The sequence below is a fragment of the Deltaproteobacteria bacterium genome (assembly GCA_019308905.1).
Classification (GTDB): domain Bacteria; phylum Desulfobacterota; class BSN033; order WVXP01; family WVXP01; genus JAFDHF01.
The window spans coordinates 26300-51252 of sequence record JAFDHF010000004.1; the positions used below are offsets into that span (position 1 = coordinate 26300).

The window sequence follows — 24953 nt, forward strand, 5'->3', positions numbered from 1 at the left end:
AGTGGACTCCCAGAAAGGAATAGATCAGAGCGGGTGATTCCTGCACCGGGTGATCTCCTCTTCTACGAGGTCTATCAACTCCCTTCGTATCCTGTCGCGGATCAGCCGGAAGGCTTCCATGATCTCCTCCTCAGTGCCTGCGGCCCGGGCAGGATCAGGGAACCCCACGTGGATCCTCTTTGATCCACCGGGGAAGACCGGACAGAGCGACTCAGCATCGTCGCAGAGGATGATCACGAGATCAAAGGGTTGACCCCGGAATTCATCCATGGACTTCGACCGCTGAAAGGAGATATCAACCCCGGCCTCCCCCATCACCTGGATCGCCCCGGGATGGAGCGCACCCGGTTCGGTACCAGCCGAGTGTGCCTCCACCCGATTCCCCAGGATGTGGCGGGCCCACCCCTCTGCCATCTGGCTCCGGCAGGAATTACCGGTACAGACAAACAGTACCCTCAATGGTGGGGTGGCCACCTTGTTGCCTTTCATCCCGGCTCCTCACAGGGGGCTGGTCCTTGGTCGTCTCTCCGGCGGCCTGCCGCACAGTATGTCCCGGTCGAGGCCCGAAGCCTTCTTGAGAAGGGCCTGGATCTCCGGATCATCTTCGAGCCAGCTCCCGATGTCCGCCAAGAGGGCTTGCGCGTATACAGTGGGTGGATCGGGGTTCAAACGATAATACATCCAGACTCCCTCGCGCCGCTGAAGGACCAGGTCCGCTTCGCCGAGGATTCTAAGGTGGCGGGAGACACTGGGTTGGGTCACCCCGAGAGCCTCGGCCACCTCGCATACACACATCTCCTTTTGTTGGAGCATCTTGAGTATACGGATCCGGTTGGCATCCGCACACGCCTTGAGGGTTTGTACCAGGCGCCTCATGATTTTTGGCCCACGTGGTTGTTGGATTGATAGCCGAATAACTAAACGGTTATATGACCACAACAGCTAACCCTTTGTCAACCCCCACTCGACAACAACGTAACACCACAGTCCGCCCCCCTGAAGGCGAGAGATCACCCTTCAAAGCCTAGGGCCGATGCCCCAGCTCTGATTTCATGCACCCCCCATAGGTCCCTTTGCCGCGTTTGCAATTTACCCGATTCCGGTATAGATTTTTAACAAGGTTTGACCGACTGCCGCGGCGACAAAGATCCGCCTGGTCCAGCCCTCTCTTTAAGTCGATGAACTTCCGCGAGAGTCGATAGCATGCTCACCATCCCCACCCTAAAGGACGTGTTCCTTGCCCGTAGGATCGTCAAAAAGCACCTGGTCCGTACACCTCTCGTCCATTATCCCGGCCTTGGTGACCTCCTTGGATGCGAGGCCTTTGTCAAACACGAAAACCACCAGCTCCTGGGGGCCTTCAAGGTGAGGGGCGGGGTCAATCTCATCGCCCAACTCTCCGAGGAAGAGAGAAGGCGAGGCGTGATTGCCGCCTCCACGGGTAACCACGGCCAATCCGTCGCCTACGGAGCGAGGCTCTTCGGCACCCGGGCGACGATCTGTGTCCCTGAAAAGGCCAACCCTGTCAAGGTCGAGGCCATGAGGTACCTCGGTGCAGAGATCCTCTTTCACGGCAGGGACTTCGACGAGGCCAGGCAATACGCCGAATCCCTTGCCGAACAGAGGGGCTACCGGTACATCCATTCCGGCGATGAACCACTCCTGATTGCCGGCGTCGGAACCTACGCCCTTGAGATCGTGGAAGATCAACCCGATGTCGAGACCATAGTGGTCCCCATAGGCGGTGGAAGCGGAGCCTCAGGATGCTGCATCGTGGCAAAGTCGATCGATCCCCGAATCCGGATTATCGGCGTCCAGGCACAAAAGGCGCCGTCGGCCTATCTCTCGTGGAAGGAGAAGAGGCGGGTCGAGGCCCGGATGGAGACCTTCGCCGAAGGGCTTGCCACCCGGACTCCCTTTGATCTGCCCCAGCGCATTCTTCAGGACCCTGACAGGGGTCTGGACGACTTCGTTCTTGTGAGCGAGGACGAGCTCCGCAGGGCGGTCATTACGGCCCTGGAAAAGACCCACAACCTCGCCGAGGCTGCGGGCGCGTCCCCTATAGCAGGAGCATTGAGACTGAAAGACCGGATCTCCGGCCAGAAAGTCGCCCTTGTCATGAGCGGTGGGAACCTCTCCCTTGAAAGGATGCGAGAGATAGTGCGTCTCTCCATGTCCCGGGACGGAGCGCAACCCGTCCGACAGGGATGACCGTAAATGAGACGACTTGGCCTCCTTGTCTTTCCATTGATCCTTGGAGTCTTTGGCTGCGCCGGCACGCCTCCCACTGCAGAGAGGCCTGCGGCTAGGCCGCCCGTGGAAACCCTACGCCGGCTCGGTTATTCCATCCAGGTGGGGGCCTTTCTGAAACTCGACAATGCCGTCCGCCTAACCGGGACCCTTCAGGACCGCGGCCTCGGTGCTTACTACTTTCTGCACAAATCAGGACTGTTCAAGGTCCGCTTCGGCGATTTCCCCTCGAGGGCTATGGCCCGGGAGAAAGCCGAGCAACTGAAAAGATCGGGCACCATCCACGACTACTACATCGTGGGGCCTGAGGATTATCCCCGTTTCAAGGACCGCCGAAGGGCAAGGTCTTATCTCAGAAACGCCATCGTGAGCACGGCCAAGACCTTCGTCGGTCTGCCCTACCGGTACGGCGGCGCCTCTCCCGAACATGGTTTTGACTGCAGCGGTTTGTCCATGGCGGTCTACCGCCTCAACGGCCTCGATCTCCCCAGGACCTCCAGGGAACAATGGGAGGCCGGCACGGCCGTCAGCAGAAAAGACCTGTCAAAAGGGGACCTCGTCTTTTTTTCCACGAGCCGCCGCAGAAGGATCTCTCATGTAGGCATCTACGTGGGAGGCGGCAGGTTCATCCATGCCCCCGGCACCGGCAAGAAAATCCGCTTCGACTCCCTTTCCAGCCCCTATTTCAAGCGTCGCTATGCCGGAGGGAGAACCTATCTGTAACACCCTGCTCCGTATTCCGTGTCGGTCCCTGCAAAACCGGTCTACGCTCGTTTCCACGGCCGCCCCCGGTCTCAGACCGCCCTATCTTCTCCTTCACAGGGCAGCCGGCACAGCTCTCTCCACAACACGAGCCTCTGCCGGACAAAACCTTCCTCACGTACCTCAGGGCAAGAAACACGGTCCCCCCGAGTATCAGAGCGAAAAGGATATTCTGAATCATGTTGCATCCCCTCACAGGGGCTCAGCCCTGAATGGGCCCTCCCCTTTTCAACAGGCGACATCAGAGTCAGCCGAAAGTGGAGGAGAGATCTCTCGTGAGAGAAGATTGGCAGTTTTTTGGGGGGCCGGGCCGGATCACCCCAGTCCCAAGAGGCTCCCCACTTGATAGATCGTAAGGGCCAGAACCCAGGCGAGGGTCAGGCTGTATCCCACAGAGAAACCGGTCCACCTCCACGACCCGGTCTCCCGCCGGATCGCAGCCACCGTTGCCAGGCAAGGGGTATAGATCAGGACAAAGACCATAAAACCGTATCCGATCAGAGGGGTCATCTCCTTTCTGATGGCCTTCCGGAGACCCTCGCTCTCCTCCCCTCTCCCCTCTCCTATTCCATAGAGGACTCCAAAGGTACTGACCACGATCTCCTTGGCCACAAAGCCGGTGACCAGGGCCACCCCCTCCTTCCAGTCAAAACCCAGGGGCCGGAGAACCGGAGCGATCCCTTTGCCCAACCTCCCGAGGAAACTCTTTTCCTGAAACTCCTCCCTGCGGAGGGCCTCGATTTCGGCGATTCTCCGATTCATCTCTTCCTCCAGGAGCCCGGCCCTTCGCGTCTCTCCCATTCGGATCAGCGCGCTTTTTCTTTTTCCGTAGTCCTGTCGAATCCGAGACTCTTCCCCCGCATAATCCCTGGAGTAGTCGACTGTTCTTGGGAAGGAACTCAAGGCCCAGACCAGGATCGACCCGGCAAGAATCACCCCCCCCATCTTCTTGAGGAAGATCGACCCCCTCTCCCACATGTGGATGAGAGTCCCTTTCAGGGTGGGCATGCGATAGGGTGGAAGCTCGAGGACAAAAGGGGCGATCTCCCCGCGGAAGAGGGTCCGCTTGAAGATCTGGCCCATGACTATGGCCAGAACGATACCGAGGGCATAGATTGAAAAAATCACGTTTCCGGCATATGCCCCGAACAGCGCCCCGGCGATAAGCATATAGACGGGAAGCCTTGCGCTGCAGCTTATCAAGGGGTTGATCAGGATCGTCAGTATCCTGTCCCTCCTGCTCTCCAGAACCCGCGTGGCCATGATGGCCGGTACGTTGCATCCAAAACCCATGATCATGGGGATGAAGGATTTCCCGTGGAGTCCCAGACTGTGCATGATCTTGTCCATGATAAAGGCGGCTCTCGCCATGTAGCCCGTGTCCTCGAAAAGGGCGATACAGAAAAAGAGGATGAAGATACTGGGAAGGAAGACAACGACTCCCCCTACCCCGGCAATCACACCGTCCACGACGAGGTCTCTCAGCAGACCCTGCCCCATCAGGGATCCAATCGATTGACCCAGGAGCTGAACCCCCCTGTCGATCAACTCCGTGGGATACCGGCCCACCTTGAAGGTGAGCTGGAACATGGCCCAGATGAAGAATACGAAGATGGGAAAACCCAGGAGGCGGTTGGTCAGGACCATGTCGACCCGGTCCGACAGATAGTACCTGTCCCTCCTGGTCTTGCGAAAGGTCTCCCTCAGAGCTCCGTGGATAAACCCGTATCTCCTGTCGGCAACCAGGGTTTCCGCGTCTTCCCCGAGCATCCTCTTCAGGTGGGACCTACTCCTGTCGAGCTGGTCGAAAATCGTATCCCTGTGCGGGCTTCTCTCTATCTGCTTTACAACCGCTTCATCCCCCTCCAGGAGCTTGATCCCCATCCACCGGGCGAGGTGTTCATCGGCAAAGGACCCATCCGGCCGGATCAGGGCCTGGAGCTTCTCGATCTCTTCCTCGAGTTCCCTGCCGTAGTCTATGTGTGTATGTCTGGCCACCGACTCCCTGTCCTCGGCGACCCGCACTATGGTCTCCAAGAGCTCTCTGGTACCCTCGCCCTTTGTTCCCACGGTGGGGACAAAGGGGACACCCATGATCAGGGAGAGCCTCTTGTGGTCGATGATCTGGCCCCTAGCCTCGGATACGTCAACCATGTTCAAGGCGAAGACCAGCTTGACTCCCAGGTCGATGAGCTGGGTCGCCAGGTAGAGATTGCGTTCCAGGTTGGAAGCATCGATTACGTCTACGACAACATCTGGCTTTTCGTCGACCAGGTAGTTCCGCGCTATTATCTCTTCCATGGAGTAAGCGCTAAGGCTGTATGTCCCAGGAAGATCTACCACGCGGATCCTGTAGCCGTTGAATGTTGTAATCCCCTCCTTCTTCTCCACGGTAACGCCCGGCCAGTTGCCCACTTTCTGGTGAGCTCCGGTCAGGTTGTTGAAGATCGTCGTCTTTCCGGAATTCGGGTTTCCCATAATGGCAATGTTGATCTCCTTGGCCATCAGGCTCCTCCAGTCGAAGCCGGCTCCCGTACTACCACCTTTTCGGCCTCCTCATGTCTCAGGCTTACATGGTACCCCTTCAGAGTGTACTCTATCGGATCCATGAGGGGGGCAAACTTCTCGACCCTGATCTCCGCCCCAGGCACAAACCCCATCTCCATGAGGCGGCGCCTGAAAGGACCTGCTCCTGTCAACCTTTCAATGACGCCCTTTTCTCCTGTCTTCAGCTCGCTGAGTCTTCGGCTATTCATGTCCTTCCCCTGTATTCCGGTTAGTCGAAACGAGGATCTGTTTGGCCATGCCGAACCCAAGGGCGATGCGGCTTTCCCGGGAGGCTACGATGAGAGGCCCGGGGCCGCTGCTCTTGATCACTTCCACCTCGGCGCCCCTGTTGAGGCCCATGCTGGCCAGCCGCCGTTCCACTCCGCCTCCCCCTATGAATCCCACGATCTTGACTTTCTCACCGGCGGCGGCCATTGTCAGAGGCATAGTGGGCTCTCTTTTCCTGAGACAGTTGTAGCAGAGGCCGTAGATCTCCATCCTGTGCTGGAGAGCATGGAACCTCATCCGCCGAGCCACCTCCACCTGGAGGACCTCGATCTCCGGACTGTAGAACTCCAGAATCGCGCCGCACCGGACACAGATCAGGTGATCATGATGCCTGCCCAGGTGGCGGTGTTCATACCGACGAACCTGCCCGATGAAGGATTCTTCCTGGGCGAATCCGTACTGTGAAAAGAGTCTCAGATTTTCAGCGACAAATTCCTCTGTAAAGGAGACACCCTTTTCTCTGAGGATCTGCGTAAGCTCTGATGGTGTTACATGGTTCTCCGTGCCCAGAAACCCCTCTAATACGGCCAACCTCTCATCAATCCTGTCAAGGCCCTCCTGTTCGAAGATCACCTTGAATTGCCGGTAGATACTCCTGTGTTCTCTCGCAAGCATCGTATCCCTCAGGTTTCCCCCTCAATCCCGCCCCCCCCGCTTCTCTCCTTGTCCAGGCCTTCCTGGAATCCCACTGTGGGGCGGTGTGCAGAGGGAAGCTCGCCTCTGTTGAGTTGCGCAACGGCGCTGGCCACACTCCCCGGCCTTCCCCTGTACACGTCGATCCCGGCCCCTCGCAAAGTCACAAGGGCGTTATGCCCGATGTTTCTCACCACCACGGCCTCGACGCCCCTGTTGATGAGCATCCCACACGCCGCGATACCAGCGGCGTCTTTTTCATCCACTCCCGGGTTCCTTACGGCTTCGAACTCCAAGGACTCGGAGTCTACCAAAACGAAGAAGGGGCACCGGCCGAAGCGGTCGTCCACCTCCGACCGCAGGCTCCCGCCCTTTGAAGCAACTGCCACCCTCATCTCTCGTCGACCCCCATGGATCCTCTGGCAGCCCCCTGCCGGACCGATCCGCCGGCTCCCGCCCCTTCTCTCAGACGCACCTTGCCCGGGGGCCGACAATCCTTGCCCGCCCTCCCCCGGGCAAGGCACTGGGGACAGTATCCCAGCAGCTCGAACCGGTAAGACGTGATCGCAAAGCCGTACTTCCCCCCTATCCGGTTCCCCAATTCTACGATCTCATCCTCAGGAAACTCGACGATCCTCCCGCAACAGGCACACCGCAGGTGGGAATGTCCCCTGTGGCCGTAGATATGTTCATAGTGGAAGTGGCCGTCTTCAAAATAGACTTCTTTGATCAACCCGCTTTCGATAAGAAGAGGGATGGTTCTATAGATGGAAGCCTTGGAGATGACCTTCTTCTTGTTCCTCAGACGGAGGAAAAGCTCATCCACATCGAAATGGTCATGGAGGGAGAAGATCTCCCTGATGATCATCTCCCTTTCGGGTGTGTTGCGCAGCCCCTTCTGCTTGATATACTGCCGGAATGTCTGAATTTCGTCCATAAGCCTTAGCTTTATTGAGACTCACTTTCAATAATAGCCGCCTCCCCTCGCCCTGTCAAGGTGCAAATCCAAAGAATTTCTCTTGCCCCCAGAAACAAATGCCCTAACGTCCGGATTTTCCTTACTCTTGTACCAACCATTGGTGCAAGCGATCGACTTTCCACTCCCGTCTCTCTCTGGCAGCAGAAACGCACCCGTTCCCTGGCTCCCGGGTTGATGCCGCAACCCTGTCTGGTCCCACCGGCGCGCAGTCGAGTCTCCTGGCAGAATGGATCAGGCGAGCCGCCTCTTGAGCCGGAGGACGTATCTCCTGTCGTATCTCCCCCCTGAACACACAGCGCAACTGTAGCGCTTTCCCATCCACTTTCTCGCCCTATACTCCTTCCCGCAACGGGGGCATTCGAAGATGTACTTGTAGGGCCTGCTGTTGGGCCTGGAATGAAGGCTACAGCCCAGTCGCTCTGCCCATACTCTGAAATACCGGTTATGTCCGGGCGGTCTTCCCGTGGCTGCCAGGAAAAAATGGATCATCTCGTGTTTGACCGTGTTTTCAAGCTCCCTGCCCCATCCGTATCTGTCGTGGTAACCAATGGAGATACCCATCTCCCACCGGGTAAGATCCGCACTTCCCGCCTTGATCATCCTCCTGCTCAACCTGAAGGCCGGCCTCCGGACCCTTCCCGCAAAAAAGGCGGCATTCACCCTGTCGAATATCTTCCCTATCCTCTCGAGTTTCGAGCGCTCACCGACCTGGTCGATGGTTCTCAAAAGAGTCGGCATCGTTTTCACCTGTTCGTCTTCGAGATTCTCTGCTCCACCTCCTCCCACAGAGGCGAGAAGCCCATACCCTCAACAGGTCCTCTGACCCGCCTGGGACCGTCCACCTTGACAGGAAAGCGTATTCGTGAGAAAAAACAGGGGAAATTCCCGATCCTGGGTGGCTGTGTTCCCGCCGCCGGTCGGAGGGCTCCTGAGGGCCCGTCCTGGGCGGATTACCGGTTGGAAGGAGGCTGGTATGTCGAAGCTCATCCGGTTTGGAATCTCCATGGACGAGCGACTCCTCATGCAATTCGATGAAATGGTCGCTCAGAAGGGCCATTCAAATCGTTCCGAGGCGATCCGCGACCTCATCCGTGATAGACTCGTTGAAGCGGCATGGAAGGAGGAGGACAAGGAGGTGGTCGGAACCATCACTCTCGTCTACAACCATGAGGTCCACGAACTCTCCGACAGACTCATCGATATTCAGCACCAGTACCACGACAGGATCATCTCCTCGGTCCACGTCCATCTGGATCCTCACAACTGCCTCGAGGTTCTCATTGTCAAGGGGAAAGGCAAGGATGTCAAGGGTATTGCCGAAAGGCTCATCGGCGTCAAGGGTGTGAAGCACGGAAAGCTGCTCACCACAACCACGGGGGAAGGACTCTTCTAGATCTCGTCGAGACCGGTCCGAGACCCTCCCAATCCCGGCCGCCCCTGGAAACCGAAAGGCCGGGCGGGGGACTCCACGCTCATTGAGAGAGAATCAGAGAGGAATCGTCAAACCTTCCGGGCAAGGGGAGACCCACGGGCTGGACGAGGTCCAGAATCGAAAATCCCCGCATGGATCGGGGATTCTCTCTTTCTATGGGCAAGCCAGAAATGGATCCTAGGGTGGGACGGTCAAGTACGTTGGGCGAAATTCTGGTTGATCATCTGGTCGATCCTGTTCTTGTCGAATCGCCACTGCCCTCTGATCTTAATTCCGGGCAGCCTGCCCTCCTGAGCACACCGATAGATGGTGACCTCTTTCATCTTGAGGTATCTGGCCAGTTCCTTGACCGTCATGATCTCCGCCATGGCAAACCTCCTTGCAGGTGCGATGCTGCCTTGTGGATGCAATGGGGATGCCAAAAACACAGCTTGAGAGAACTCCCTCGCCTGCCCCGGCCTCATCGAGTGGGTAGCCACTGCGGCAGTCCAAACCTCTCCCGGCCCGCACCTCGAAAGTCTCCTAAACCGCGCCCCTCCAAGAGACATGCCGAGACACGGGGCGGCCCTCACCCGCGGGGAGTACCGGAGGGGAACACGGACCGGGAGGCAGGGGCGGTCCCCCCCCAAGCCGGGCCTTGACGGCACAGAGGTCAATATTTTGACAGCATCGGGCCTCGCGGGTCAAGAAAGCGCAGAATCCGATGCAGGAGCCGAACCGCTTCTTTCACGGCGAGACGGGAAAATCCAAATAGGACTGAACCTCCCGGAGATCAGGGATGGCCCGGCCTCCAAGGCGAGTGCACTTGAGGCCGGCCACTGCATTGGCAAAGGGGAAGATCCTATCCAGGTCCCATCCCCTGAGGAGGCCGTAGATGAAGGCACCATGAAAGACATCTCCGGCGCCGGTAGTGTCGACAGGATCGACGGCGATGCCGGAGTAGTGGACGGGCGTCCCGTCGACCAGAGCAACCGCACCCTCCCGGCCCAGGGTGGACCCCACAAAACCCCCGCACATCCGCTCAAGGGCGACCAGCGCCTGCGGCAGATCGGCAATGCCCGTGAATCGCATGGGGAAAGTGGAGGAAGTGATCAGGAAATCGACGTGGCGGATCAACTCGCCTGTCTCTTCATCGATCCTGTCGGCGTCCATCACGGTGGCGATCCCATCCTCCTTTGCCCAGAGCAGCGCCTTGAGGGTCGCCCCGGTGTCGTGGCCATCCACGTGAAGAATCCTCCCCTGGCAGACCGCTTCTCTGGAGAGCTCGCCTTCCCCGTAGAGAAGCCTCCTGTCCCTCTGCCAGAGGATAGTCCTCTGGCCTGTCGTCCTATCGACGAGGATGATTGCGAGCTGGTTGCGTACTCCCGGCTCGACCAGGACCCCCGACACGTCGACTCCTTCCTTCCGGATGCTCTCCAAGGAGAACTCGCCCCAACAGTCGCCCCCGATTTTTCCAAGGTATTTCGCCCTCATGCCCAAACGGGAGCAAGTCACCATGGCCGTAGCGACCTGCCCTCCGCCGTGCTGAGAAAAGTCGATCATCTCCATCTTGCAATCAGGGCTGGGAAAGGCGGGGACGAGAGTTATGAAATCCACGGAGTTGAGCCCGAGCCCTACTACGTCGAAAGGCCTTGCCGACGGGAGGGAGATATTGAATTCTCTCATACTCGACTCTCCCATGTATGCTTCCGCAGAGTTGAAGAGCACTCCATGAACGCTACGGTAAAAGCCATTATAACAACCCGTTCTACTTGAATCCACCGGCCCTTTTGCTCGCCTTGAACTGCCCGGTCGCCCGTAGTATAATGGCGCCCATGTCAGGGGATTCAAACAGGATAGCTCGATGATGACAGGGGTGGCAACAATCATTCTTGCCGCTGGCAAGGGAACACGGATGAAGTCGGGCCTGGTGAAAGTCCTCCACCCAATAATGGGGAAACCCATGTTGAGTTACCCCATCGATGTGGCCCTCAAAGGCCTGCAGGCACAGAGAACGGTGGTTGTCGTGGGCCATCAGGCAGAGCGCATCCATGAGGTCTTTCCTGAAGACCGGCTCACCTTTGTCCGTCAAGAACCGCTGCTTGGAAGCGGCCATGCGGTCCTCTCTGCAGAAGGGGCGTTAGAGGGGTACAAGGGCACCGTTCTGCTTCTCTCCGGAGACGTGCCGCTGATCGAGGCCGAGACCCTCAAGCAACTCGTCGCCTTTCACCGCCGTGAGAGGTCGACCCTCACCGTTGCTACAACCCGCCTGCCTGATCCGACAGGATACGGAAGAATAGTCCGGGGATCGGGGGGCAGGGTGGATGCAATCGTCGAGGAAAAGGACGCCTCTCCCCTGGAAAGAGAGATCGAGGAAGTCAACACGGGCATCTACTGCGCGGAGGCCCCTTTTCTTTTTTCCACCTTGAAGAGGGTGAGGGCCGACAATACTCAGGCCGAATACTACCTGACCGATATCGTCCGCATCGGGCGGGAGGAGAACAGGAAGCTCCTCGCCTTTCACGTCTCGGAGTCAGACCAGTTCATTGGGATCAACACACGGGTCGACCTTGCCCGGAGCAACGAGATCCTCCGCAGGAGAACCCTGGAGAGATTGATGCTCGATGGGGTCACCATCGAGGATCCTGCTACGACGTACATCGAGGCCGATGTGGTTGTCGGCCGGGACACGGTGATCCACCCGAACTGTGTCATCCAGGGGAGAACCACTGTCGGCAAAGAGTGCGGCATAGGACCGAATTGTTTCATAAGGAGTTCCGAAATCGAGGACCACGTCACCATCCGGCCTTTCTCGGTTGTGGAGGAGAGCCGGATCTCCCGGGGGGTGGTTATCGGACCGTTTACGAGGCTCCGCCCTGACAGCCAGATCCTCGAGGATGCCCGAATCGGAAATTTCGTTGAGATCAAGAAGTCCGTGGTGGGCGAGGGATCCAAGGTCAACCATCTCGCCTATGTGGGAGACGCCGCTCTCGGTGAAAGGGTCAATATCGGGGCGGGAACCATCTTCTGCAACTACGACGGGGTAAGAAAGCACCGGACCATCGTGGGGAATGAGGTTTTTGTGGGGAGCAACACCGAGCTGATAGCACCTCTGGAGATAGGAGACCATGCTGTCATCGGGGCAGGCTCCACCATCACCGGCAACGTGCCGGAAGGATCCCTTGCGGTGAGCCGCGTCAAACAGAAGAACATCAAGGGTTGGCAAAAGAGGAAGGGGAGAAAAAGGTAGTCTTCCCCTGAGAAGATGCGCTGCGGGATACTCAGGCACCGGTCCTCTGCAGCCGATAATGGTACATAGAGGCGGCAAGCAAACCCAGAGTTGATCCTCGAGACGGGGTTTCCAATGTGCGGCATAGTGGGGTACACCGGCAGGAGAGATACGGCCAGGGTTCTCACAGAGGGGCTCAAGAGGTTGGAATACCGTGGATATGATTCGGCGGGGATCGCTGTTTTCCATGAGGGGAAGATCGAGATCCGCCGGACCGAGGGCAAGCTTGCGATTCTCGAAGAGATGATCGCAAAGGAGAGCTTCAACGGAACAACCGGGATCGGGCACACCCGTTGGGCCACCCACGGCAAACCCTCAGACACGAACGCCCACCCACACAAGGCCGGTGGTGTCGCCGTGGTGCACAACGGGATTATCGAAAACTACCTGGAGCTGAAAAAGGACCTGGAAAAGAGAGGACATGTCTTCAGCTCCGAGACTGATTCAGAGGTAATCTCCCATTTGATCGACGATCTGATACACCGGGGATTCCCTTTTGAAGAGGCCGTGAGAAGGGCCCTCCACGAGATCAAGGGATCCTATGCACTGGGCATCGTGTTCGAGGGAGAGGAGACAAAGCTCATCGGCGCTCGAAATGAGAGCCCCCTGGTGCTCGGCCTGGGAGAAGGCGAGTTCTTCATCGCTTCCGACACTCCTGCCCTACTCAACTACACCCGTGATTTCGTCTTCCTGGAAGACGGCCAGATGGTGGTGATTGCCGACGGTCAGGCCCTCGTGAAAAACCTCGATGGGGAAACGGTCGAGGTGAACCCCAGGCACCTCGACTGGAGTCCCCTCATGGCAGAGAAGGGCGGCTTCAAGCATTTCATGCTGAAGGAGATCTTCGAGCAACCAGAGGCGATTATCAATACCATTCGGGGGAGGGCATCGCTCGAAAAGGGAACCATCCGCTTTGAAGACTTCGCCCTCACGAAAACCGAGATGAACAACCTCGCAAGGGTGGCCATCGTCGCCTGTGGAACATCCCTCCATGCCGGCCTGGTGGGGAAATTCATGATCGAAGCCCTGGCCAGGATTCCGGTGGAGGTCGATATCGCGTCGGAATTCAGGTACAGGGATCCTGTCATCGATACAGGCACCCTCCTGGTTGTTATCTCCCAATCAGGAGAGACCGCAGACACCCGGGCCGCTCTCCGAGAAGGGAAGAACAGAGGGGGACTGAGCCTGGCAGTCTGTAATGTAGTGGAGAGCAGTATCGCAAGAGAGGCGGATCACGTCATCTACACCCACGCCGGGCCCGAGATCGGCGTGGCATCCACAAAGGCCTTTACCACCCAACTCGTGGCTCTCTACCTGCTTGCCCTCTACCTGGCATCCGGAAAAGGCCGCCTGAGTGCTCGGCAGACCAGGGATTACCTCGATGAGCTGATTCGAATCCCGCGGTTGGCAAAGGATCTTCTCAAGGAGGGGCGGGATCTCAAGAAAGTCGCCAGGAAATACGCCTCGGCGAGGAACTTCCTCTATCTGGGCAGGGGGATCAATTATCCCATTGCCCTGGAAGGGGCGTTGAAACTCAAAGAGATCTCCTACATCCACGCCGAAGGTTACCCGGCTGGGGAGATGAAGCACGGTCCCATCGCCCTCATAGACGGGGATATGCCTGTTGTGGTGCTGGTTGCCAGGGACGGTATCCGGGAGAAGATCATGGGCAACATCGAGGAGGTTCGTGCTCGTGACGGGAGAGTCATCGCTCTCGGCTCCCCCCATGACCATGAGATCCGGCAGAAGGCCGACGAGGTCATCTCAGTTCCCGAAACATCACCCCTTCTTACCCCCATCCTCTTCACTATCCCCCTTCAACTTCTGGCTTACTATGTGGCCGACTTCAAGGGGAACGACGTGGATCAACCCAGGAATCTGGCAAAAAGCGTGACCGTTGAATAGAAGGCCGGCAACGATGACCGAGCGTGTCTGGACTATGGCAAACCTCATGAAAGGATTCAGAATCGGCTACATCTGGCGATGGATCACTCTGGGGGCCTTGATCGGAGTCGTTTCGGGGTTCGGCGCAATCGTCTTCAACTACCTTCTCCACCTCTGTTTCAACCTCTTCATGGGAGAGCTGGTCGGGTACACACCCCCTGCATCACCTGCGACGCTCGTTGAGTTTCTCCGGACAATCCCTTTCCAGCGGGGGATGTTCTTCATCGTTCCCGCGGTGGGAGGCCTCATCTCGGGTATGCTGGTCTTCTCAATAGCGCCCGAAGCCGAGGGACACGGAACCGACGCCATGATAGAGGCGATCCACCGCAAGAGGGGAATCATCCGGAAAAGGGTTCCCCTGGTAAAGCTCGTGGCCTCGGCCATCACCATCGGCTCGGGCGGATCCGCCGGCAAGGAGGGGCCCATCGCCCAGATAGGATCCGGTTTCGGGTCTTATCTGGCATCGGTTCTCCGCCTCTCGGAAAGGGACAGGAGAATCATGGTCCTCGCAGGAGCCGCCGGTGGTCTCGGGGCGATCTTCAAGGCCCCTCTCGGCTCCGCTCTCTTTGCAGTGGAGGTTCTCTATAAAGAGCCGGAATTCGAATACGACGGCATCCTTCCGTGCATTCTCGCTTCCATTGTGGGATACTCGGTATTCGTCTCCTATTCGGGGGTTGAAACCCTCTTCCACACCCCGACGGTCCAGTTTTCAAACCCCATGGAGCTCCTCTTTTACGCCGCCTTCGGCGTCGCCTGTGCCGTGGTCGGGATCATCTACGTCCAGTTCTTCTATGGTGTGAGAGACCGGTTCTTCAGAAAGATCCCCATCGACAACCGCTTCAAGCCGGCCATCGGAGGTCTCCTGCTCGGGGCTCTCGGGTTCTGCTTCCCCCAGGTCCTGGGCGGAGGGTACGAGTGGATTCAGCTCACCATCGACGGTCACATGGCCACCCGGATGCTCTTGATTCTCGCCTTCGGAAAGATCCTGGCCACCGGCTTCACCATCAGCTCCGGGGGAAGCGGCGGCGTGTTCGCTCCCTCTTTGTTCATCGGAGCCATGCTAGGAGGAGCCTTCGGCCAGTTTTTCGCAAAGCTCTTCCCCCACATCATTACCAACCCGTCGGCCCTCGTTCTGGTGGGGATGGGAGGTTTTTTCGCCGGCGTCGCCAAGGTTCCCATAGCCTCCCTGATCATGGTCGCCGAGATGACCGGAAGCTATACCCTCCTCGTACCGATGATGCTCGTTTCGACCCTGACCTATCTCCTTACCGGCCGATCGTCCCTCTACGAGAACCAGGTCATGACCCGCCTCGACTCTCCGGCACACATCGGAGATTTCGCAGTCGACATTCTCGAACACGTTTCCGTCAGGAGGGCCATGGCAAAGTCCCAGAAGCCGGACTTCATCCCAGAGACCATGCCCTTCAGGGATATGGTTCGGCTCATCGCAGATTCCACGAACTCCTATTTCCCTGTGGTCAACGACAAGGGAGAGATGACCGGGATCCTCTCACTTACGGACATCCGGGGGGTGGCCTTTGAGGACGTGCTGTCGGACCTGGTCATCGCCAAGGATATCGCCACGGAGAACGTGGTCACCATCACACCCGCGGATAACCTGAGTACGGCCATCAAGAAGCTAACGTCTGCCAATGTCAGCCAGATTCCCGTGGTTTCCCCCGACAATCCCAGGAAAGTTCTGGCCATGCTGAGCCGCCATGACATCATCATGGCCTACTACAGGGAGATGGAGAGACTCCATCGCTGATCTGAAAAGAAACGCTGCCGCTCCTGTCTTTCCCGGAGAGAACCCGGGAAGGGGGACACTCACGTCGAGCCCTCCCGGCCCCCTGGCCTTCGGGCCGCAGAGGGTCGGGTAAGAGTCACGGGCCAAAACTCAAACTCCCAAGCCGGATGGACCGAGTGGTATGAACATACTCGAATCTCTCAACCCAGTCCAAAAGGAAGCCGTTCTCCAGACAGAGGGTCCCCTGCTGGTATTCGCGGGAGCAGGAAGCGGCAAGACCCGCATTCTGACCTATCGGGTGGCCTATCTCGTCCAGGAAAAGAAGGTCCCCCCCTGGAACATCATGGCGGTAACCTTTACAAACAAGGCCGCCGACGAGATGAAGCAGAGGGTAATCACACTTCTCGGCAAAAGGGGGGAAAGGGTCTGGATCAGCACCTTCCACTCGGCGGGGCTCCGTATTCTCCGCCAGCATATCCACCTGCTCGGCTACCAAAACCGCTTTGCCGTCTACGATGAGCAGGACCAACACCGTCTTATCAGGGACATCATGAGGGATCTCGAGATCGACCCTCGGATCTTCCCTCCCAGCCGCGTCCGGGCCGAGATCAACAGCGCCAAGAACAGGGGTATCTCCGAGGAAGACTACACGGCCGACCCCTTCGATGTTTTTCAGAAACGCGTGGCCTCCATTTATGCAACCTACGGGGCGGTTCTGAAGAGAGACAACGCCCTGGATTTTGCAGACCTCCTCCGGCTGACCATCCTCCTGTTCCAGCGCTTCCCCGAGGTCCTCGAGTCCTACCGCCGCCTACTTCGCTACGTCATGGTCGACGAGTTCCAAGACACCAATGCAATCCAGTACCAACTGATCAGGCTCCTCGTGGAGGAGCACCGGAACATCTGCGTGGTCGGGGACGACGACCAGTCCATCTACCGGTGGCGTGGTGCCGAGATCACCAACATTCTGAACTTCGAGAAGGATTTCCCTGGTACCAGGGTCATCAAACTGGAACAGAACTACCGGTCCACCAAGACCATTCTCCGGGCCGCAAACGGCGTGGTGAGCCACAATTTCGGGCGGAAGGACAAATCACTGTGGACAGAGAACCCATCCGGCCAGCCCATCGTCGTCTACCACGCCAAGGACGAACAGGACGAGGCGCGGTACGTGGCAGACCGGATCGCAGGCTCCGTGGAGGGAAGCTACAGGGATTTCGCTGTCTTCTATCGCACCAACGCCCAGTCGAGAGCCCTGGAAGAGGAATTGATCAAGAGGGGAATCCCCTATATGATCGTGGGGGCCCTGAGGTTCTATGAGAGAAAAGAGATCAGGGATGTTCTCGCCTATCTCAGGATCATTGCGAATCCCTCGGACTCGATGAGCCTGAAGAGAATCATCAATGTGCCTCCCCGGGGCATCGGAAGCCGTACGATCCAGGAGCTGGAGAGGCTCAGCATGGAAGGGAGAGTCCCCCTTTACGAGGCCCTGAGAGCGGTTGTCCAGGGGGAGGATTTCCCTTCGGCCGCACGAAACCGGCTCGCCTCCTTTTTCACGATGATGGAGGAGTTCCGCAGCTCTCCCCTCGCCCCGCGGGAACTGACACTGGAGGTTCTCGAAAAAACCCGGTACCTCCACTATCTCCGGGAGGAGGGAACCGAACAGGCCATCTCGCGGATTGAAAACGTGGAAGAACTCGTCACGGTGATAACGGAATACCAGGAGAGTCCGACCGTCGAGGACAAGAGTCTGCAGGGATTCCTCGACAGGGTTGCTCTGGTGAACGACGCGGACAACTTTCACGACCAGTGGAACCGGGTCTCCCTCATGACCCTCCACTGCGCCAAGGGGCTGGAGTTTCCAGTGGTCTTTCTCACGGGAATGGAAGAGGGCCTCTTCCCCCACCACCGAAAAGGCGAAGATCCAGACGAATTGGAAGAGGAGAGACGTCTCTGCTATGTGGGAATGACCCGGGCAAAGAGGAAGCTCTATATCGTCCATGCCGAGGAGAGAACCGTCTTTGGGGCCCAGCGAATCTGTGTTCCTTCGCGTTTTATCGATGAAATCCCGGAAGAGCTGGTGGTCCGGGAGGTGTCGCCCCGTCTCAGCCGTCGGCGCGACACCTCGGCGTTCCTCGAACAGCCCGTGGAACCGACCTATGAAACCCCGATTGATGAAATGGACGACCTCCCCTCCTTGAGGGTCGGACAGCGCGTGAGGCATCCGAAGTTCGGAGAGGGGACCGTTCGGTATTGGGAAGGAGAAAAGGGCCAGCAACGGATCGTTGCCTACTTTCCATCCGTCGGCGTCAAGACTCTCTCGCTCCGTTTTGCCCACCTGGAAATCATCCAGGAGACCTGACCGTGTTGGGCGAACCTCGGGCAAACCCTTCAGCCCCGAAAAATGGGGTGTAGAGGCCGATGAATAGAAGAAAGCCTCCCGGCACCAGAGTGCTGGTGGCCGGATCCACTGGGTATCTCGGCCGTCACGTGGTGGCCGCCCTCCACCGCAGCGGTTTCCCGGTCCGTGCCCTCGTGCGCAGCCCTGAACGGCTCGACTGGGTACGTGACGCCTGCGACGAGGTTTTTGTGGCACAGGCCACCCGCAATGACACCCTCGAAGGAGTCTGCGATGGTATCGATGTCGTCTTTACCTCCATCGGCCTCCGTTCCTTCGCTCCCAGGCCGACCTTCTGGGAGGTCGACTTCCAGGCGAACATGAACATCCTCAACAGGGCTGTCGATGCGGGTGTCCGCCAGTTTATCTTTGTTTCCGTGGTCAACGGGGAGCGGATCAGAAGACAGGTTCTGGCTGCAGAGGCCAGGGAGAGGGTCGTCGACAGCCTCATCGCATCCGGTCTCACCTGGACGGTCCTCCGGCCCACCGGATTTTTCAATGATATGGGGGAGCTTTTCAAAATGGCCAGGCGGGGTGTCTTCTACGTCATAGGCAAAGGAACCACCCGCATCAACCCCATCCATGGGGCCGACCTTGCCGACCAGGTCGTCCGGTCGATCCGCGATCCCGCCGCCCACAACCAGGCGCTCCCCCTTGGGGGACCTGATACGTTCACGGTCAGGCAGATCGGGGAACTCGCTTTCGAAGTTCTCCGGCGCCCCCCGAGGATCCGCTCCATCCCCCCTTGGCTGCTCGGAGTGGGAAGCTCTCTGTTAAGCCCCTTCAATGCCAATGCCGCGACACTCCTTCGTGCCATGCAGGTCACCTCCACCATGGACATGATCGGCAGGCCCTGCGGCCACCACAGGCTCCGGGATTTCTTCCTGGAACTCGCACAGGGGGGGAACCGGTAATCCTTCCACAGGGTCCTCTCAGAGAGGGGAACCGGCCTTTTCCCTCTGGGATTGGCTCGACCCGTGGAGGTCTGGTGGGAGGCCCCCCGAATCTTCGGCCAAGGGTTCTTGCAAGTATCCGACCTTATAGTTTCCCTCTCTTTTTGGCCGGGCAACACCCCCTCCCCTCGCTCCCAGGCTCTCCCGGTGACCCTATCAAGGTTCGCGGAATTCCTGCCCCTTCCCCACGAACACGACCCACGAATCACGAGCCACGCCCCACGAACACGAATCACGAACACGAACACGAATCACGAACACGACCTTTCCCCTCCCCCCTCACCCTCGATGGGTACCTCACCGGTTCCTTCAATGTGCTTCTCGGACAAGGGCGTTCTCCAAAAATCAGGAAACTCCGCTGAACTTTTTTCTTGACAAGCCTGCTTCTCTATCCTACAATGTAGTACCAAAGCCTCGAATCCCCGGGTATAGCCGGGCAGCAAGACGCTGGTTCTGGGCAGAAAGGCCGGGTTATTCCAAAAACCAGGTAAGGAGGGCGAGCTATGAAGAGGAGGATTTGGCTGATCGCAGTGGCTCTTGTCTTTGCAGGGTGCGTCGTGACCGCCAGCCGGACAGGGGCTGGGAGAATCATCCTCAAGTCGGAGACCCCGGGCCCGCAATGGGCCAAGAAGGGTTACGTGGGACCCCAGAAGTGCGCGGAGTGCCATCAGGACACCTATAACGACTATCGGGCCACCGCCCACCCCTACAAGCTTCGCCCCGCGGAAGAGGCCCGTATTGCGGGGCTTCCCCTGCCGAAAGGGTATACCTGGGACGATATCACCTATGTGATCGGCGGCCGACGATGGAAAGCAAGGTACGTGGGCAAGGACGGCTATATCATCACCGTGACGGGGAAGAACCGTGACGTGAAGGGGAAGAACCAGTACAACCTGGCCACGGGCGGCTGGGTCGATTATCATCCAGGCCAGAAAAAGCCGTACAACTGCGGGAAGTGTCACACCACGGGTTACTCCAAAGAGGGCCACCAGGACGGTCTGCCTGGAATCACAGGTACATGGGCATTTCCGGGCATAACCTGCGAGGAATGCCACGGCCCGGGAAAAGCCCACGCCGAGGCCCCGAAAAAGGGGAACATCATGGTAGACACCTCTGCCGCCTCTTGCGGCAAGTGTCATGTAAGGGGGGCGCCGGACAAGATCCCGGCAGGTCACGGGTTCATCCGGCACCACGAGCAGTACAACGAGCTCCTGGCAAGCCCCCATAAGGACATGGACTGCGTCGACTGCCACAACCCCCACAAACCGCTTCAGGCAGCAATTATTGCCGATTGTTCCAGCTGTCACGGGGATGTGGCCGAGAAATTCAAGGGAAGCAAGATGGAGAGGGTAGGCAAGACCTGCACGGACTGCCACATGCCTAAGGCCACGAAGTCGGCCGTGTCTCTGGCGCGCTGGCAGGGGGACGTCAAGACCCATCTGTTCAAGATCGACACGGATCCCAAGGCCAAGATGTTTTCCGAAGACGGCAAATGGGCCAAGGGCTACCTGACCCTCGAATTTGCATGTCTCAAGTGCCACCTCGACAGGGATGCCGCCTGGGCCGCACGCTATGCCAAGGTGGCCCATACCCTGGGGAAATAGCTCTCCACCAGGCTCTGCCAAGGCGCAAGGGCGGGATCGAGCAGCCGGGATCTCGCCTTTGTTTTGTTCCAGGAGCCGAAATCCGGCTGAAGGGAAGCACCCCGGGGCTCTCGGACATGCCCGAAGACCGGGGTTAAGAAAAGGGGGGTTCTGTGTTACAATCCAGTCGTTCAGCCGGGCGGACCGGACAACCCGAGGTAATGGAGGACGGTATGGCTCCGGAAGCCAGAGAGGAGAGAAGATCCTTCTTGAACCTCATGCTCGGAGGTTCGCTGCTGGTGGGGCTCGGAGTGGTGGTCAATACGGTCTTCCGGTACGTATGGCCCACCAAGGAGATGATCGGAGTGGGAAAATCCGAAGGCGTGACCACCATATCCCTCGCTGACCTCCCGGTGGGAGGGGCCAAGACCGTCAGGCACCAGGGGAAGCCCTACGTGGTCGTCCGCACAGCCACTGGAATCTACGCCATAAATGCGATCTGCACCCATCTCGGGTGCATAGTCCGATGGGATCCCCAGCTCAAGCAACTCGCGTGCCCCTGTCATGCGGCCTTTTTCGACCTGAGCGGCAACGTCATCTCGGGACCTGCTCCCAGCCCTCTTCCCACGGCCACCGTGAAGATCGTGGGAGACCGGATTCTCATAACCTGAGGGATAACGCCCCTTTTGCAAAAAAGCCCGTGGAGGCTCTCCGATGGCGGAAGAATACAAGAAGGTCGAAAAGGAAGACCAGGAATTCGAGAGAAGGACACTCGCCAGAGAGTCGGTCAACCTGATCACCCTCTTCACCGGGGTCTTGTACGGGGAGTTGGACGAGCGTCTCGGCATCATCGACGCCATCAAGAAGAATCTGAAAAAGCCGGTCCCCTCTCATGTCAACTGGACCTTCTGCTTTGGAGGGGTCTCCTTCTTCCTCTTTCTCGTCCTCCTTGTGACAGGTACACTCCTGATGCTTTACTACCGGCCGACAACCAGGCAGGCGTACCAGAGTGTGGTTCTGATCACCAACGTCGTCCCCTATGGCTGGCTGATCAGAGGGCTCCACCACTGGGCAGCCAACCTGATGATTCTAATGGTAATCTCCCACATGATAAAGGTCTTCTTCTACGGAGCCTACAAACCGCCGAGAGACTTCAACTGGGTGGTCGGAGTGGTCTTGTTGATCCTGATTCTGGCCTTCGGCTTTTCGGGATATCTACTCCCCTGGAGCCAGGTCTCCTACTGGGCCACCACGGTTGTGACCGATGCCACCGGGGCCTTCCCCTTGATCGGGAAAAAGCTCGAGTATTTTATCCGGGGAGGACCCGAACTCTCGCAACTCACCTTGAACCGGTTCTTTACCCTTCATGTAATCATTCTGCCGGCTTTGACGTTCATCTTCCTGTTTCTTCACTTCGGCATGGTGAGAAAGCAGGGGATATCGGGTCCCTTGTGACCCACACGGGGAGTTTTCTTTCCGGCCGACCCTTTTGTCACTCCTGCCCACTTGAAACCGGAATGGTATTTCCTGGCCAACTACAAGTTTCTCCAGCTCACCGAGTATCTCGACTTCATCGGGGCCTGGGCCCCCAAAGTGGTGGGAATCCTCGCACAGCTGTTCGTCGTGCTCGTACTGATGTTCTTTCCTTTCTTTGACAAGAACCCGGAACGCCATCCCGGCAGGAGGCCTGTCATGGTTTCCATCGGACTGGCAGCACTTGTTGCTTACGCCCTGCTGGTCTATCTGGGCTATGTGAAGTGATGCGGATCTTTTGGGGAGGCGGCCGGGGCCTTTTGGATCGTGAATCCACAGGATTCCGGCTCGTCATCTCGATCACTCTCAGGAGGGGTTTCCATGGAGAGGATGGCCGCCTTGAAGGGCGGGGTGATTCTCTTTTCCGTCATGATCGTCCTGTCTGGGACGATAAATACGGCGTGGACAGAGGGGACCGCAGGGGATGAGAGCTCCTGCGTCAGTTGCCATTCAGGTCTGGGAGGGAAATTCGCCGAACCGGTCAGCCTCGCCCGGCAAAGCATCCACACCCAGCAGGAGGTGACCTGCCACGACTGCCACGGCGGGGACCCGGCCTCCTTTGATGAAGACACGGCACATTCAGGGAAGAAGGGTTTTACCGGCAAGCCGCCCTTTGATCGGATCCCCGAGTTCTGTGCCAGTTGCCATGCCGACCCCCAACGGATGAAGCGCTACAATCTGAGGACCGACCAGTTGGCCCTCTACAAGACGAGCCATCACGGCAGGCTTCTGTACGAAAAGCGAGACCCGCGCACAGCCACCTGTATCAGCTGTCACGGGTCACACGACATCAAAGGCAAGGACAATCCCCTTTCCAGGGTCTTCAAGGCCAACATCGCTGCGACGTGTGCCCGCTGCCACTCTGACAGGGAAATGATGGGCAGATACAGGATTCCGGCGGATCAGTACGAACAGTACACCAAGAGTGTTCATGGAAGGATGCTCCTCGAGAGGCACGATCCCCGGGCACCCACCTGTTCGGATTGCCACGGCTTTCACAGTGCCAACCCCCCGGGCTATGAGATAATAACAACGGTTTGCCAGATGTGTCACGGCACCATCGGCAGCCTCTTCAAGGAGAGTCCCCACTACTTCGAGCAGACCAACGAGGAGGTCGCCCGGTGTATAGACTGCCACGGTGATCATGACGTGGTCCATGCAACCACGGCCCTTTACGAGGGAGAGGAGGAGAGACACTGCGGTGAGTGTCACGACGCCGACTCCAAGCAGATCCGCCTTGCCCGCCTGATCAAGACTCGAATCGATACAGGGGTCCGAGAGGTTCGGGCAGCTGCCAGGAGTCTGGAGGAAGTAAAGGATTCTGGCAAGAGCCTCGCGGATATCCAGGAGACCTTTGAAGACGCCAGATCCGAGTTGATCAAGGCGAGGGCCGCCACCCATACCCTTGCCATCACGCGGATCGACCAATACATCAAACCCGCGGTCAGGCAGGCAAGGAAGGTCCAGAGGGCCTCGGCTCGAATCCTCAAGGAACTCTCAGCGAGAAGGAAGGGAGCAATCGTTGTTCTCGCGATCCTTGGCGTCATCATCGCTCTGGTCTATCTGAAGATTACCACCCTGTGAGGAGTTGCATCCCCCGCCCCTGGAACTGTTCAGCAAGGAGTGCAAGGCGAGGGATCAGCGACTCCCCCTATCTGCCGTACCGCCGGACCCTCGAGAACCCGCCGCAAAGGGGACTGCCGGTCCCACCCGGTGGATACCCCACCGCTTCCGCAATGTCACTCGGCGACAAGGGTCTTCTCAGAAAATAGGAAAGCTCACCCGCAGAGTCTATTGACGATCAGGACAAATAGACATATTGTTTATTTTGTAAGCCGGACCGGCTCGTTTTTGGAAAAAAACCGCGCAGCTCTGGAGGCTTGGGCGGTTTTTTTTGTTGGGTGGAGGCTTCAACCGCCTGTTTATGTATGGAGAGCCGCTGACTGGGATAGAGGTTGCCCCTGTAATGGCAAGGGCTACCCCGCAAAGGAGCACATATGGCCAGAAAAAGGAGGGCCCTTCCCCGGAGGGGTTCCAAGAGGCGAGTACCTAAGAAGACTTTCAAAGTAAGATGTGCATCCTGTGGAAAGGAGCTCACACTAGAGGTCAGGCCCCCTCAAGGAGAGGACCTCCTCTGTCTCGACTGTTACAGGGAAAAGACGTGACAGCAGCCCCTTGTCAGGTCTTTTTCCCATAGACGACCACCTCGGTAATCGCCTTGTCCAGGGAACCCTTTACCTTCCAGTAGTCCTTGTCTGCAACACCCATCCTTCTGAGCTGGGCCTCGGCCCGCTCCCTTTCCGCCACCGCCCTGGCAATGTCGATCTCGTCGGCGAGTTCCGCTGATTCACAAAGGATCGTGACCTTGTCCGGCAGAACCTCGGCAAAGCCCCATGTCACCGCCATGTAACGCCTGGAGGCACCCCGGCGATACATGATCTCTCCGATCTTCAGGGTCGTGATGAAGGGGATATGGCCCGGAAGAACTCCGAATTCACCCTCCACGCCGGGTGCTGTCACCTCGTCCACTTCCTCACTCACCACCAGCCGCTGGGGACTCACTACTTCAAAGAGAATCTTTCCCTTCATTTCATCGTCTCTTGCGCGGGGAGCTCATTCCGGAAGCCCCTTTTCCG

General features: G+C 58.1%; 24 protein-coding genes. 13 read left to right on the plus strand and 11 right to left on the minus strand.

Going from position 1 to position 24953, the window contains the following annotated elements; genetic code table 11:
• Positions 1-24 precede the first annotated feature (24 nt).
• Positions 25-489 (minus strand): arsenate reductase ArsC, encoded by a 465-nt coding sequence (locus JRJ26_02600; GenBank protein ID MBW2056364.1) that lies wholly within the window; start codon positions 487-489, stop codon positions 25-27.
• A gap of 9 nt (positions 490-498) precedes the next feature.
• Positions 499-876, minus strand: coding sequence for a winged helix-turn-helix transcriptional regulator (locus tag JRJ26_02605; GenBank protein MBW2056365.1), 378 nt, complete (start codon positions 874-876; stop codon positions 499-501).
• Positions 877-1203: 327 nt separating this feature from the next.
• Here JRJ26_02605 and JRJ26_02610 point away from each other — a divergent pair, with 327 nt between their 5' ends.
• Positions 1204-2211, plus strand: coding sequence for a threonine/serine dehydratase (locus JRJ26_02610; protein ID MBW2056366.1), 1008 nt, complete (start codon positions 1204-1206; stop codon positions 2209-2211).
• Between the two features lie 6 nt (positions 2212-2217).
• Entirely contained in the window at positions 2218-2973 is a 756-nt protein-coding gene (locus JRJ26_02615; GenBank protein MBW2056367.1) for a C40 family peptidase, read from the plus strand.
• 354 nt (positions 2974-3327) lie between these two features.
• Here the strand turns inward: JRJ26_02615 and feoB are convergent, their stop codons facing one another.
• From feoB to JRJ26_02645, 6 genes are all read right to left on the minus strand, one after another.
• Positions 3328-5517: a ferrous iron transport protein B gene (feoB, locus tag JRJ26_02620; GenBank protein MBW2056368.1), complete on the minus strand. Its 2190-nt coding sequence runs from the start codon at positions 5515-5517 to the stop codon at positions 3328-3330.
• Positions 5517-5768 carry a ferrous iron transport protein A gene (locus JRJ26_02625; protein MBW2056369.1) on the minus strand — a complete coding sequence of 84 codons (252 nt, stop codon included), beginning with the start codon at positions 5766-5768 and terminating at the stop codon, positions 5517-5519. Before JRJ26_02625 ends, feoB begins: the two co-directional genes overlap by 1 nt.
• Complete coding sequence (locus tag JRJ26_02630; protein MBW2056370.1) at positions 5761-6462, minus strand: transcriptional repressor; 702 nt, start codon at positions 6460-6462, stop codon at positions 5761-5763. Before JRJ26_02630 ends, JRJ26_02625 begins: the two co-directional genes overlap by 8 nt.
• A gap of 8 nt (positions 6463-6470) precedes the next feature.
• Positions 6471-6875: a NifB/NifX family molybdenum-iron cluster-binding protein gene (locus JRJ26_02635; protein ID MBW2056371.1), complete on the minus strand. Its 405-nt coding sequence runs from the start codon at positions 6873-6875 to the stop codon at positions 6471-6473.
• A complete protein-coding gene (locus JRJ26_02640; protein MBW2056372.1) occupies positions 6872-7417 on the minus strand; it encodes a transcriptional repressor in 546 nt (181 codons plus the stop codon). The genes JRJ26_02635 and JRJ26_02640 overlap by 4 nt, the downstream gene beginning before the upstream one ends.
• Positions 7418-7690: 273 nt before the next feature.
• Positions 7691-8197 carry a SprT-like domain-containing protein gene (locus JRJ26_02645; GenBank protein MBW2056373.1) on the minus strand — a complete coding sequence of 169 codons (507 nt, stop codon included), beginning with the start codon at positions 8195-8197 and terminating at the stop codon, positions 7691-7693.
• A gap of 235 nt (positions 8198-8432) precedes the next feature.
• On the opposite strand from JRJ26_02645, the gene nikR reads away from it, so the two are divergent.
• Complete coding sequence (nikR, locus tag JRJ26_02650; GenBank protein MBW2056374.1) at positions 8433-8852, plus strand: nickel-responsive transcriptional regulator NikR; 420 nt, start codon at positions 8433-8435, stop codon at positions 8850-8852.
• A gap of 230 nt (positions 8853-9082) precedes the next feature.
• Here the strand turns inward: nikR and JRJ26_02655 are convergent, their stop codons facing one another.
• Together JRJ26_02655 and JRJ26_02660 are read right to left on the minus strand one after the other, a co-directional pair.
• The gene (locus tag JRJ26_02655; GenBank protein ID MBW2056375.1) at positions 9083-9259 is read right to left on the minus strand and encodes a helix-turn-helix domain-containing protein; all 177 of its coding nucleotides are present in this window, start codon (positions 9257-9259) and stop codon (positions 9083-9085) included.
• A gap of 358 nt (positions 9260-9617) precedes the next feature.
• Positions 9618-10556, minus strand: coding sequence for a ribokinase (locus JRJ26_02660; GenBank protein ID MBW2056376.1), 939 nt, complete (start codon positions 10554-10556; stop codon positions 9618-9620).
• Between the two features lie 181 nt (positions 10557-10737).
• On the opposite strand from JRJ26_02660, the gene glmU reads away from it, so the two are divergent.
• The 10 genes from glmU to JRJ26_02710 all read left to right on the plus strand — a co-directional run bounded on the left by glmU (position 10738) and on the right by JRJ26_02710 (position 23901).
• Entirely contained in the window at positions 10738-12120 is a 1383-nt protein-coding gene (gene glmU, locus JRJ26_02665; protein ID MBW2056377.1) for a bifunctional UDP-N-acetylglucosamine diphosphorylase/glucosamine-1-phosphate N-acetyltransferase GlmU, read from the plus strand.
• A 114-nt stretch (positions 12121-12234) separates the two neighbouring features.
• A complete protein-coding gene (gene glmS, locus JRJ26_02670; GenBank protein ID MBW2056378.1) occupies positions 12235-14064 on the plus strand; it encodes a glutamine--fructose-6-phosphate transaminase (isomerizing) in 1830 nt (609 codons plus the stop codon).
• A gap of 34 nt (positions 14065-14098) precedes the next feature.
• On the plus strand, positions 14099-15871 hold the full coding sequence (locus JRJ26_02675) for a chloride channel protein (GenBank protein ID MBW2056379.1): 1773 nt from the start codon (positions 14099-14101) through the stop codon (positions 15869-15871).
• Positions 15872-16031: 160 nt separating this feature from the next.
• Positions 16032-18212, plus strand: a complete 2181-nt coding sequence (pcrA, locus tag JRJ26_02680) for a DNA helicase PcrA (GenBank protein ID MBW2056380.1) — start codon at positions 16032-16034, stop codon at positions 18210-18212.
• Positions 18213-18271: 59 nt separating this feature from the next.
• Positions 18272-19162 (plus strand): SDR family oxidoreductase, encoded by an 891-nt coding sequence (locus JRJ26_02685; GenBank protein ID MBW2056381.1) that lies wholly within the window; start codon positions 18272-18274, stop codon positions 19160-19162.
• Positions 19163-19704: 542 nt separating this feature from the next.
• Positions 19705-20805: a hypothetical protein gene (locus JRJ26_02690; protein ID MBW2056382.1), complete on the plus strand. Its 1101-nt coding sequence runs from the start codon at positions 19705-19707 to the stop codon at positions 20803-20805.
• 212 nt (positions 20806-21017) lie between these two features.
• Positions 21018-21455, plus strand: coding sequence for a Rieske 2Fe-2S domain-containing protein (locus JRJ26_02695; GenBank protein MBW2056383.1), 438 nt, complete (start codon positions 21018-21020; stop codon positions 21453-21455).
• Between the two features lie 43 nt (positions 21456-21498).
• Complete coding sequence (locus JRJ26_02700; GenBank protein ID MBW2056384.1) at positions 21499-22239, plus strand: cytochrome b N-terminal domain-containing protein; 741 nt, start codon at positions 21499-21501, stop codon at positions 22237-22239.
• Positions 22240-22290: 51 nt separating this feature from the next.
• Positions 22291-22545, plus strand: a complete 255-nt coding sequence (locus JRJ26_02705; protein MBW2056385.1) for a hypothetical protein — start codon at positions 22291-22293, stop codon at positions 22543-22545.
• A 93-nt stretch (positions 22546-22638) separates the two neighbouring features.
• Positions 22639-23901 (plus strand): cytochrome c3 family protein, encoded by a 1263-nt coding sequence (locus tag JRJ26_02710; GenBank protein ID MBW2056386.1) that lies wholly within the window; start codon positions 22639-22641, stop codon positions 23899-23901.
• Positions 23902-24495: 594 nt separating this feature from the next.
• On the opposite strand, the gene JRJ26_02715 is transcribed toward JRJ26_02710, so the two are convergent.
• Positions 24496-24906: a F0F1 ATP synthase subunit epsilon gene (locus JRJ26_02715; protein MBW2056387.1), complete on the minus strand. Its 411-nt coding sequence runs from the start codon at positions 24904-24906 to the stop codon at positions 24496-24498.
• Positions 24907-24953: the final 47 nt, after the last annotated feature.

Bases quoted from the DNA above. Each gene is read 5' to 3' on its own strand.
- feoB (MBW2056368.1), bottom strand. From the start codon at position 5,517: ATGGCCAAGGAGATCAACATTGCCATTATGGGAAACCCGAATTCCGGA.
- JRJ26_02645 (MBW2056373.1), bottom strand. From the start codon at position 8,197: ATGCCGACTCTTTTGAGAACCATCGACCAGGTCGGTGAGCGCTCGAAA.
- JRJ26_02710 (MBW2056386.1), top strand. From the start codon at position 22,639: ATGGAGAGGATGGCCGCCTTGAAGGGCGGGGTGATTCTCTTTTCCGTC.
- JRJ26_02660 (MBW2056376.1), bottom strand. From the start codon at position 10,556: ATGAGAGAATTCAATATCTCCCTCCCGTCGGCAAGGCCTTTCGACGTA.
- JRJ26_02605 (MBW2056365.1), bottom strand. From the start codon at position 876: ATGAGGCGCCTGGTACAAACCCTCAAGGCGTGTGCGGATGCCAACCGG.
- nikR (MBW2056374.1), top strand. From the start codon at position 8,433: ATGTCGAAGCTCATCCGGTTTGGAATCTCCATGGACGAGCGACTCCTC.
- JRJ26_02610 (MBW2056366.1), top strand. From the start codon at position 1,204: ATGCTCACCATCCCCACCCTAAAGGACGTGTTCCTTGCCCGTAGGATC.
- JRJ26_02615 (MBW2056367.1), top strand. From the start codon at position 2,218: ATGAGACGACTTGGCCTCCTTGTCTTTCCATTGATCCTTGGAGTCTTT.
- JRJ26_02625 (MBW2056369.1), bottom strand. From the start codon at position 5,768: ATGAATAGCCGAAGACTCAGCGAGCTGAAGACAGGAGAAAAGGGCGTC.
- pcrA (MBW2056380.1), top strand. From the start codon at position 16,032: ATGAACATACTCGAATCTCTCAACCCAGTCCAAAAGGAAGCCGTTCTC.
- JRJ26_02715 (MBW2056387.1), bottom strand. From the start codon at position 24,906: ATGAAGGGAAAGATTCTCTTTGAAGTAGTGAGTCCCCAGCGGCTGGTG.
- JRJ26_02630 (MBW2056370.1), bottom strand. From the start codon at position 6,462: ATGCTTGCGAGAGAACACAGGAGTATCTACCGGCAATTCAAGGTGATC.
- glmS (MBW2056378.1), top strand. From the start codon at position 12,235: ATGTGCGGCATAGTGGGGTACACCGGCAGGAGAGATACGGCCAGGGTT.
- JRJ26_02640 (MBW2056372.1), bottom strand. From the start codon at position 7,417: ATGGACGAAATTCAGACATTCCGGCAGTATATCAAGCAGAAGGGGCTG.
- JRJ26_02635 (MBW2056371.1), bottom strand. From the start codon at position 6,875: ATGAGGGTGGCAGTTGCTTCAAAGGGCGGGAGCCTGCGGTCGGAGGTG.
- JRJ26_02655 (MBW2056375.1), bottom strand. From the start codon at position 9,259: ATGGCGGAGATCATGACGGTCAAGGAACTGGCCAGATACCTCAAGATG.
- glmU (MBW2056377.1), top strand. From the start codon at position 10,738: ATGACAGGGGTGGCAACAATCATTCTTGCCGCTGGCAAGGGAACACGG.
- JRJ26_02600 (MBW2056364.1), bottom strand. From the start codon at position 489: ATGAAAGGCAACAAGGTGGCCACCCCACCATTGAGGGTACTGTTTGTC.
- JRJ26_02700 (MBW2056384.1), top strand. From the start codon at position 21,499: ATGGCGGAAGAATACAAGAAGGTCGAAAAGGAAGACCAGGAATTCGAG.
- JRJ26_02685 (MBW2056381.1), top strand. From the start codon at position 18,272: ATGAATAGAAGAAAGCCTCCCGGCACCAGAGTGCTGGTGGCCGGATCC.
- JRJ26_02690 (MBW2056382.1), top strand. From the start codon at position 19,705: ATGAAGAGGAGGATTTGGCTGATCGCAGTGGCTCTTGTCTTTGCAGGG.
- JRJ26_02675 (MBW2056379.1), top strand. From the start codon at position 14,099: ATGGCAAACCTCATGAAAGGATTCAGAATCGGCTACATCTGGCGATGG.
- JRJ26_02695 (MBW2056383.1), top strand. From the start codon at position 21,018: ATGGCTCCGGAAGCCAGAGAGGAGAGAAGATCCTTCTTGAACCTCATG.